This is a genomic window from Streptomyces sp. NPDC056061 (assembly GCF_042266885.1).
Lineage (GTDB): Bacteria > Actinomycetota > Actinomycetes > Streptomycetales > Streptomycetaceae > Streptomyces.
The window spans coordinates 99,448-108,635 of sequence record NZ_JBHJWQ010000028.1 but is presented as its reverse complement, the minus strand read 5'-3'; the positions used below and the strand labels follow the sequence as shown (position 1 = coordinate 108,635).

Annotated in this window: 6 protein-coding genes and 2 pseudogenes; 6 read left to right on the top strand and 2 right to left on the bottom strand. The window is 70.7% G+C overall.

Annotation, left to right across the window (positions count from 1 at the left end; translation table 11 throughout):
- Window positions 1-319: 319 nt before the first annotated feature.
- Complete coding sequence (locus ACFC79_RS30885; RefSeq protein WP_376246900.1) at window positions 320-1,027, bottom strand: GNAT family N-acetyltransferase; 708 nt, start codon at window positions 1,025-1,027, stop codon at window positions 320-322.
- Between the two features lie 1,374 nt (window positions 1,028-2,401).
- Between ACFC79_RS30885 and ACFC79_RS30880 the strand changes: the two genes are divergently transcribed.
- The 3 genes and pseudogenes from ACFC79_RS30880 (at window position 2,402) to ACFC79_RS30870 (ending at window position 5,115) form a co-directional block, all read left to right on the top strand.
- Window positions 2,402-4,561: a WD40 repeat domain-containing serine/threonine protein kinase gene (locus ACFC79_RS30880; protein ID WP_376246897.1), complete on the top strand. Its 2,160-nt coding sequence runs from the start codon at window positions 2,402-2,404 to the stop codon at window positions 4,559-4,561.
- Between the two features lie 137 nt (window positions 4,562-4,698).
- A pseudogene (locus ACFC79_RS30875) lies at window positions 4,699-4,791 on the top strand (DDE-type integrase/transposase/recombinase); the annotation flags it as partial.
- Window positions 4,792-4,947: 156 nt separating this feature from the next.
- The gene (locus ACFC79_RS30870; protein ID WP_376246918.1) at window positions 4,948-5,115 is read left to right on the top strand and encodes a hypothetical protein; all 168 of its coding nucleotides are present in this window, start codon (window positions 4,948-4,950) and stop codon (window positions 5,113-5,115) included.
- Window positions 5,116-5,215: 100 nt separating this feature from the next.
- Here ACFC79_RS30870 and ACFC79_RS30865 read toward each other — a convergent pair.
- Window positions 5,216-5,335 (bottom strand): annotated as a pseudogene (locus tag ACFC79_RS30865) (winged helix-turn-helix domain-containing protein); the annotation flags it as partial.
- A 173-nt stretch (window positions 5,336-5,508) separates the two neighbouring features.
- Between ACFC79_RS30865 and ACFC79_RS30860 the strand changes: the two are divergent.
- From ACFC79_RS30860 to ACFC79_RS30850, 3 genes are all read left to right on the top strand, one after another.
- Entirely contained in the window at window positions 5,509-6,384 is an 876-nt protein-coding gene (locus ACFC79_RS30860) for a MurR/RpiR family transcriptional regulator (protein ID WP_376246894.1), read from the top strand.
- Window positions 6,385-6,741: 357 nt separating this feature from the next.
- Window positions 6,742-7,629, top strand: coding sequence for an NAD(P)-dependent oxidoreductase (locus tag ACFC79_RS30855; protein WP_376246891.1), 888 nt, complete (start codon window positions 6,742-6,744; stop codon window positions 7,627-7,629).
- Window positions 7,626-9,182: an aldehyde dehydrogenase family protein gene (locus ACFC79_RS30850; protein WP_376246888.1), complete on the top strand. Its 1,557-nt coding sequence runs from the start codon at window positions 7,626-7,628 to the stop codon at window positions 9,180-9,182. The genes ACFC79_RS30855 and ACFC79_RS30850 overlap by 4 nt, the downstream gene beginning before the upstream one ends.
- The last annotated feature ends 6 nt before the right edge of the window (window positions 9,183-9,188 follow it).

Here is a 9,188-nt window from a genome sequence, read left to right as displayed (position 1 = left end):
TTACGCCATCCGATGGCTCACCCAACACCTCAACCCACCCCGCCGAAAACGCTCACACCCGCGAGTCGTCAAACGCAAGGTCCTGAAATGGGCCGCGAAACGCTCCCACCACGCACACTGGCCCCAGCCCGAACACGGCCCTCACGTCACCATCCGAGTCAATAACTGAACGGTATTGGGGCCGGCCTCCATCCACGGCGTTTCGGCCGGGGCAGCCGCACGAGGGGCGTGTGAGGCGGAGCCTGAAGGCCACCATGGCGACCTTCAACCGGAGTTCGGCAATGGCTCGGCGTTCCGAAACACGCACTGGTCCTGTCGTTCAACGTGCGGTCCAGATCCAGCCCAGTGGAGTGAGGCCGAGAGCGCGGGCAACGGCTTGGGATGCGTGGTTGTCCGCGGTGGTGCGGTAGAAGAGCACGGTCTTGGTGCGGTGCTCACGCTGGGACCAGGCGGCTACGACGGTCGGTGCGAGGCGCTTGCCGCGAAAGTCGGGGCGGGTCCAGATGCCGGCCTCTCCGGCGGTGGCGTTCGACGCGGGTGTGAAGCAGATCGACACCGGCTCCCGGTCGTGGACGGCCATGGCCCACTCACCCATGCGCCCGTTGATCAGTTCGTTCCACTCGTCGGGCTGCCAGTTGTCCGGCCGGATCAGGTGTTGGGCGGTGCGCCGGCCGTCGCTGGTGGAGGTGATGACGGGCAGTGGGGTCGGAACGGGGATGTCGAGACGGTCCGGGAAGACGAAGCACGGGCCGCCCTCGACAGACACCGTCCGGTTGTCGAGGGATGCGACGAGACAGTGAAGCGCGTCGGGCAGACGGCCGGGGCTGTACTCCTGCTCCATGCCGCAGATGGAGTTGGGGAGCGCGAGGCCGGACGCGAGCGCCAGGAGACGTGCGCGGGGGGACCATGCCCACACCACAAGCAGGGAAGGATCTCTCAGGGTTGATCGAGGAGTGTCCGGGTTCGTCGCGAGGCCGTAGTTCACGTCGACCTCCAGGGCCAGCAGGCGTCCTTCGTCCCAGCTCATGGCAAGAGGTTAGCTCTGACACCGCCTCGGTGTCCGGCCGGATCAGCCGGTCGGCGGCCGGTCTCGCCGCCCGCCACGGTCACCTGGTGCGGTGGTGTTCTCCGGCTGTGTGGGGGACGGTGCTGCGAGCAGCGCCTGGGCGAGCATCGCAGTCTCGCCTCCTGCGCCGCAGGCAGCGGCTCAAGGCGCCGATGCGCCCACCCCATCGCGCACACGCCGCTTCCAGCACCGCCCCGGCCCGGCTGCGCCCCTTGTCCCGCCCGACGCCGCCCGACGCCGCCCGACGCCGCCCGTGCCGAGCATCGTTCCGCGCGAACGGACAGCCCCGCGGGGACGGCGACGGCGGAGACGGAGTACCTGGCCAGTTACGGTCGTGACCCTGCGGCGAGAAGCCCGGGAGACTTCGACCGGCGGCCGTTCCGCCATGAACCACTCGCTCGGACAGGCACGGCACAACAACGCCAACAACGGGGAGAACCATGAGGAAGCGGCTCGTCACAGCCCTGTCAGCAACCGTGATGTTCTGTTGCGCACTCGCAGCATCTCCGGCTTCGGCGAACACATCGCAAGCGTTGAGCCCCGCGGCGATCGCCGGGGGATGCACAGAGTGGTTCGACTCGGCCGGCCCGGGAGGTGCCGGCCGCTACCACGTCGACTGCCGGGGGAACGTCTACGTACAGGCGACGGTGTGGTGCAAGGACGGCAGCACGAGCGTCAGCGCCTGGCACTACTCGTACGCCAAGGCCGAGTGCCCCTACGGTGTGAAAGCGGCGTCGGGGGATTTCGACACACGAGTGTGAGCCACCGGCACCCCCCGATCGGCATCGGGCCGAGGCTGGTTCCGCCGCATTCGAAGGGCATTCCCGACGGTGCCGTCGTCTCCGGCCGCGTCGACCGGATGCGCTACCTCCTCCGGCAGATGGCCGCCGCGCACCTCACCGAGGGAGAGGCCGGAGGAGCGCTTACGCCTCCGGGGCAACACCTATGAGCACACGCCGCCGGAGCCGCTGACGGTCGGTCGTCCTCTCCTCCTTGCGGGTCTGGACGAATCGATGCCGATCGAGGTGGCCGTGCCCGCTGGCCCGAGAGCCGAGTGCGGGACCGGCGATGAGCCGCCGTTGATCCTCACCGGTGGCTCCGGGGACCGGACGGTCGTGGAGGAGACCGGGGCAGTCGGCCGAGGCGCATACCGTGGTCCGTGGGGAATTCACAGGGACAGACAAGTGGGCCGTGGCTCGATTACCCTGTTGCCCGCTCGAACCGGCACGGGCCTCGGCGAGGGCGCCGGGCCTCGCAGTGGGATGCATGGGATCCGAGTGGTTCGAACAGCAGACGACGCGGCGCGGGCACGACCAGTGAGGGGTGACAGTCGGCATGTCCCAACCGGACCGCCGTCCACATGCAGCGTCAGACGCCGTTGGGGAAACGGAATGGCCGACCACTCCGCCACCGCCCCGCCCACTGGGGCCCGGGGATCCCGCCGAGACGGGCCCGTACCGGATCGAGGCAGTACTGGGCGCTGGTGGAATGGGCCGGGTCTACCTGGCACGCACTCCGGCCGGCAGCGCCGTGGCAGTCAAGCTCGTGCACCGCGAATACGCGAGTGACCGTGGCTTTCGCAAGCGGTTCGAGCAGGAAGTGTCCGCGGCCCGGCGGGTCCAGGGGCTGTACACCGTGCCGGTGGTCGACGCGGATCTGCAGGCTGACGAACCGTGGCTGGCCACGGCTTACGTGCCCGGTCCCGCCTTGCACGATGCGGTGGCCGGACACGGGCCGCTGTCGGTCACCGCGGTACTGGCGCTGACGGCTCGGGTGGCCGAGGCACTGCAGTCCATCCACGCCGCCGGAGTGATCCACCGTGACCTCAAGCCCTCCAACATCCTCCTCACGCCCGATGGCCCCAAGGTCATCGACTTCGGCATAGCGCGAGCCGCGGACGTCACGTCCGTGACCAGTACCGGAATGCTCGCCGGGACGCCCGGATACATGGCACCCGAGTACATCAGGGGACAGACCGTCACAGAAGCCGGCGACGTCTTTGCCCTCGGGGCCATCGCCGCGTTCGCCGCCACCGCACGACCGGCCTTCGGCGGCACCGGGCACGGTGTGCTGTACCGCATCCTGGAACAGGACCCCGACCTCGACGGTTGCCCCGAACCCGTCCGGACCATCGCCGCACGGTGCCTCGAAAAGGATCCGCAGCACCGGCCCACCCTCGATGAGGTCATACGCCACTGCCGCTCGGCCTCGGCGCCAGGACGCGCGGGCGGTGCAGGGCATACCCTCCCTTCCCAGCCAAGGGCCCGGACCGTCGTCGACCCGGTACAGGGATTTCACGACGCCGTTACCTCCCCTGCCCCGTCCGCGACCCCTCCGGGACAGGGCGGGGGAGCCGGGCCCGGCGCCTCGGCGTGTCCACCGGCCGCGGGCAGGCGGCCCGAGACGGACAGCCCGCTCCCTCCCGCCGTCGTCACGCCGCACCTGCCCGCTGCGGCGGCGCTGAGCGGAATCGGGGTACTCGTCCTGGCCGCCGTGCTCATCGCCGTCCTGCTTCCCGGTCAGTCGGCGGACCGAGCCACGCCATCCACGATCGAGCCGACCAGCACGCTCACCGCTTTTCCCGAGAAGCCCGCGAACGTGGCGTTCAGCCCCGACGGCAAGACCCTCGCCATGGGCGGCAACGACGGCAAGGTGCGGCTGTGGGATGTGGTCGGCCGCCGGACCCGCACCGTCCTCGCCCAGCGCTCCAAGTCCAGCGCCGGCGGGCCCCCGGTCGTCGCCATCGCGTTCAGTCCCAACGGGAAACTGCTGGCCGCCAGCACCCGCGACGATGTGCTCGGGCTGTGGGACGTGGTCAAGCGCCGACTGGTCGCCACCGTCACCGGCGACTCTCGCCACGAGGGATTCGACAGCGTGGCGTTCAGCCCCGACAGCCGCCTCCTCGCCACCGGGGGTGGCAATGGCGTACGGCTGTGGAACGCGGACAGCGGCAAGGATCAGGGCAGACAAATCGCCGTCCTCGACGACGAAATGAGGGCCAGTCAGGTCGCGTTCAGCCCTGACGGCAAGACTCTGGCCACTGCGGGCTACCGCAACGACGAGTACGGCCATACCGACGGGTACGAGGCGCAACTGTGGGATGTGGCCAAGCGCACGGCACACGAGCGCTTCGACCTTTGCGAGGACAGTCTGGCCGTGGCGTACAGCCCGAACGGCAAGAGCCTCGCCACCGCATGCGACGACGACACCGCGCCGGTACAACTGTGGCAAGCGCCCAGCGGCCGCTCCGAAGCCTCCCTCGACGAGACGACGACCGGGAAGGTCGGAGTCACCTACAGCCCCCGTGGTACGACACTCGCTGTTTTCGGTGGCGAGGTGGTGCAATTGTGGGACGCGACCGAGCGCGACCTGCAGGCGCAGTTGGTCGGAAACACATCGAACGTATCGAACGTGGCATTCGGCCCCGACGGCCGCCTCGTCGCAACCGCCACCTTCGACGGTGCCGTACGACTATGGAAGACGCCACAGCCGTGATTGGATCGGGCGGTTCGCGGGGCAGTGGCCATGTGCGCGAGCAGCGAGTCCGGTCAGTGCCCGGTTTTTGATCTCGGGGGTGCTCGTTCGTGTCGTGATCCGGCTGAGATGATGTGAGCATGCCTGCCCTGATCAAGGGCGGGCGGAAGCACCTGTGGCGGGCTGTCGACCAGGACGGAGAGGTGCCGGACATCCTGGTGCAGAACCGCCGGGACACGGCTGCGGCCAGGCTCTTCTTCCGTAGTCCACCCGGCAGCACGCATGGGCGATGAAACGCTTCCGCAGCGTGAGCGCCGCGCGGCGGTTCCTTTCCGCGTTCAGCGGCATCTCACCCTCGTTTCCGGCCCCGCCGCCACCTGATGACCGGCACCCGACACCGTGCCGAAATGACCGTCCGCTTCACCGTCCGGGAGCAGATCACCGGCGTCACCGGCCGACCTGCCGCCGCCCGAGTCCAGGGCCGTCACGCGGCCCCACAACACCTCGACACACCGTCAGGTGTCCACATGCCCGACGGCGTGACAACGCCCTGCCCCGTCCTCGAAGCAGCGTGACCCCGATGGGCCGCCCGGGCTCTTCTGCCTCCGCCCGGCTCGCCTCCCGCCACTCGGTGACGGCCTCCTCGCGCGCTCGGCGACCCGCCGCGCGGGGGACCTGCGGGCTGAAGCCGAACCGGTGCATCGGCCTCCTCGCCCCAAAGGCGCTGTGGGAGACGTGGAACTTCCTGCCGATAGGTATGGCCACCCTCGCCGTGGTCCACACCTGGTCCGCCATCCAGCCGTGCACGGCCGGGCCCTGCTCCGGACACACGGCCGGCTTCTCCGGACAGCGCGGGGATACGGGGAGGGCTCCTGCAAATGAAGGAGGGGGTTCCTGCAAATGGAATTGCGATGTACGGTGCTGCAAACGTGCTTGCAGCACATCTCTCGTGCCAGGGAGCAAGACCTGTGTCCGCATTGCAGAACCGCGACCCCGCCGGCGGCAACGTCCAGTGGCTCGGCGACGCCCTGCCCGATGTGCCGCTGTCCAAGGCCCAGGCCCGGGTCGTCGACGTCGTCGTCCGCAATCCGCAGTTGGCCTCGTACGCGGAGATCGCGGAGATCGCCGAGCGGGCTGACGTGAACAGCTCGACGGTGGTACGGGCAGCCCAGACGCTGGGCTACCGGGGCTGGCCGGATCTGCAACGCGAGTTGCGGGCCCGCTACTTGGTGCACATCTCCACCGAGGAGACGCTTACCGAACACGGCGAGCACCGCAGCCCGCTGCACAGCGCGCTCACACACGACATCGAGAATCTGCGCCAGACCCTGGAGAGCAACTCGGCCGCCGACGCGGAGGCGGCGATCGCCGCGCTGGCCTCGGCCCGGTCGATCCTGGTGGTCGGGGTCGGCTCCTTCGCCGGTCCGGCCAGTGTCATGGCACACCTCGGCTCCACCATGGGCTACCCCATCACACTGGAGAGCCGGGCCGGCGTCCATCTGGCGACCGCCGTCAACTGCCTCGGTCCGGGTGACGTGCTCGTGGTCGTCAACATGTGGCGGTCCACGAAGCAGGTCATCGTCGCAGCCGACGCAGCCCGTGCGGAGGGCGCCACGGTGGTGGCGATCACCGACATGCGGCGCGGCCGGCTCGCCACCTCCATCGCCCACCATCTGCTGATCGTGCCGTCGGAAGGCATCTCCTTCTTCCAGTCCGTCACGGCCGCCACCTCGGTGGTCTATGGACTCCTCGCCGGTATGCAGACAGCTCGGCCCGAGCGCAGCCGTGCCGCCATCCGCCGCACCCAGCAACTCTGGAAGGACCTGGACGTCTACCTCGACTGAATCGTTCTCGCGCCGCGCGGACGTCCGGTCCGGTCCGCGCGGTCGGACGCCCCGCGGCACCGCCTGCATCGGGCGATGCACCCCACCAGTCCCCACCGCCGTACCGCACACGCTTCCCCGCCGCCCGACCGGTGCCGCCTCCGTCACGCCGGTGGCCCACGCGAACCTCGGCGCACCTCTTTCACCGCCCGTGTGTGAGCGCTGACCGCGCCGACGGGCCCGCCCGACCCGGACCCCGTCCCAAGGTCCGTCGGGCCCCACCGCCTGAACACCGTCCTTCTCTCCCCGGGCCGGCGAGGTCCATCTTCTTGGCCTCGCTCGTGTCCGTACGCACGCCCCCTCATGACAGGAGCACTGATGAGCAAGCACATCGCCGTCGTCGGCCTCGGCTCGATGGGCGGTGCCATGGCTTCCGCCCTGCTGCGGGCGGGGTGGCAGGTGCGCGGATTCGATCCGGCGCCCGCCGCCCGATCCGCCGCAGCAAGGGCCGGCGTGGAGGCCGTCGAGGACCTCGATCAGTTGGCCGGAACGCCCTACGTGGTCCTGTCGCTGCCCTCGGCCCGCGCGGTCGAGGCGACCGTGCCCGCTCTGCTGGCGCGGTCGGGCACCCTCGTCATCGTCGACACCACGACGTCGGAGCCGGGCACGTCCGCCAAGTGCGCGGCCCTCGCGGCGGACAGCGGAGCGGCCTTCGTGGACGCACCCGTCTCGGGCGGCCGTGATGGCGCGGCCGACGGCCGACTCGCCGCGTTCGTCGGTGCCGACACCGACGCGCTCGACGCGGCCCGGCCCGTCCTGGACGCACTCACCGGCGGCCAGTACCGCCACCTCGGCGCCCCCGGCTCCGGAAACGTGGTCAAGCTCCTCAACAACGCCCTTGCGGCCGTCAACCTGGTCGCGGTCGGCGAGGCCCTCGCCGTGGCGAAGGCATACGGCGTCGATCCCTCCGCCGCCGCGGCGGGCATCAGCGGTGCGTCCGGTGCCAGCAAGGCATCTGCGGCCATGTACCCGGACTGGGTGCTCCCCGGCACCTACGACTCCGGTTTCGCCCTGGGGCTCATGGCTCGGGACGCCGCACTCGCCGTGGAGACCGCCGGGCAGCGCGGTGAGACCCCACAGCTGCTGGCCGCCGCCAGCAGCGTCTGGCAGCAGGCCCTGGCCGCGCTCGGCCCCGGCGCCGACTTCACCGAGATCGCCCGCACCGTAGCCCCCTCCCTCACCTCCGAAGGAGCCACAGAAGCATGAGCACCACCATCTTTCCGACGGACCTGAGCACGTCCGGTGCCGTCACTGCCCGCGCCGCTCTCGACGCCGCCTTCCCGCAGGGCCTGGGCTCGTTCATCGATGGTCGGGTCGTCACCGGCCGCGGCGAGACCGTGCACCTCACCGCCGCCGCGACCGGAGAGGGCTTCGCCGACTACGCCGACGCCGGGGCCGAAGGGGCCGAATCCGTGCTGGCCTCCGCCATCCGCGGGGCCGAGGTCTGGGCCGCGACCGACCCGTTCGAACGGGCCACGATCCTGCGCGAAGTCTCCCGGACGATCGGCGAGCACACAGAGGAACTCGCCCTCCTCGAATCCGCCACCACGGGCAAGCCCGTCCGCGACACCCGCGCCGAGGCCGCCAAGGTCGCCGAGATGTTCGGCTACTACGCGGGATGGGCGGACAAGCTGCTGGGCCACACGATCCCCGTCCCGGGCAACTGGCACACCTACACCGAACGGGTCCCCTGGGGCGTCGTGGTGGCCGTCACCCCGTGGAACGCGCCCCTGTTCACGGGCGGCTGGAACTCGGCCGCGCCGCTCGCGGCCGGCAACGCCGTCGTCGTCAAGCCCAGCGAATTCACTCCTGCCTCCACACTGCGGCTGGCCGAGCTGGCCCACCGGGCGGGGCTGCCGGACGGCGTCTTCAACGTCGCCACCGGCCTCGGCACCACGGTCGGCGCCGCCCTCACCTCCGACTCCCGGGTCGGCAAGGTGTCCTTCATCGGCTCGGTCGCCACCGGCCGCCGGGTGGCGGTCGCCGCGGCGGGCGCCGGCATCCCGACCGTCCTCGAACTCGGTGGCAAGAGCGCCAACATCGTCTTCGCCGACGCCGACCTGGACCGCGCGGCCGACGGCGCCGTGTCGGCGGTCTTCTCCGGAGCGGGCCAGTCGTGCGTGGCCGGCTCCAGGCTGCTCGTGGAGCGTTCCGTGCACGCGGAGTTCATCGCCCGCGTGGCCGAGCGCGCGTCCCTGCTGAGGCTGGGCGACCCCCTCGACCCCGCCACCGAGGTCGGCCCCATCATCACCCGGCCCCAGTTCGGCACGGTCACCTCGCTGATCGAGGCCGGGCTCGACGGCGGTGCCCGCCGGGTGACCGGCACACAACTGCCCGACCGGCTCACCGGCTCGGCGCTGGCAGGCGGGCACTGGGTGCCGCCCACCCTGCTGGACGGGGTCACCCCCGCCAACCCGCTGGAGACCACCGAGGTCTTCGGACCGGTGGTCGGCGCCGACGCCTTCGACACCGAGGCGGAGGCCATCGCCCGCGCCAATGCCACGGACTTCGGCCTGGCCGGGGCGGTCTGGACGCAGGACGTCGCCCGCGCCCACCACGTGGCCCGCGCCGTGAAATCCGGCACCTTCTGGATCAACGCCTACAAGACCATCCACGTCGCCGTGCCCTTCGGCGGCTTCGGGGACTCCGGACACGGCCGCTCCTCCGGCCCCGGTGTGCTGGACGAGTACACGCAGACCAAGGCCGTCTGGACGCCCACCCGGGCCGCCGGCGCCCCGTTCCCCTCGCTGAGCTACTAGGAGACC

Bases quoted from the DNA above. Each gene is read 5' to 3' on its own strand.
- ACFC79_RS30885 (WP_376246900.1), bottom strand. From the start codon at position 1,027: ATGAGCTGGGACGAAGGACGCCTGCTGGCCCTGGAGGTCGACGTGAAC.
- ACFC79_RS30880 (WP_376246897.1), top strand. From the start codon at position 2,402: ATGTCCCAACCGGACCGCCGTCCACATGCAGCGTCAGACGCCGTTGGG.
- ACFC79_RS30870 (WP_376246918.1), top strand. From the start codon at position 4,948: ATGACCGTCCGCTTCACCGTCCGGGAGCAGATCACCGGCGTCACCGGC.
- ACFC79_RS30855 (WP_376246891.1), top strand. From the start codon at position 6,742: ATGAGCAAGCACATCGCCGTCGTCGGCCTCGGCTCGATGGGCGGTGCC.
- ACFC79_RS30850 (WP_376246888.1), top strand. From the start codon at position 7,626: ATGAGCACCACCATCTTTCCGACGGACCTGAGCACGTCCGGTGCCGTC.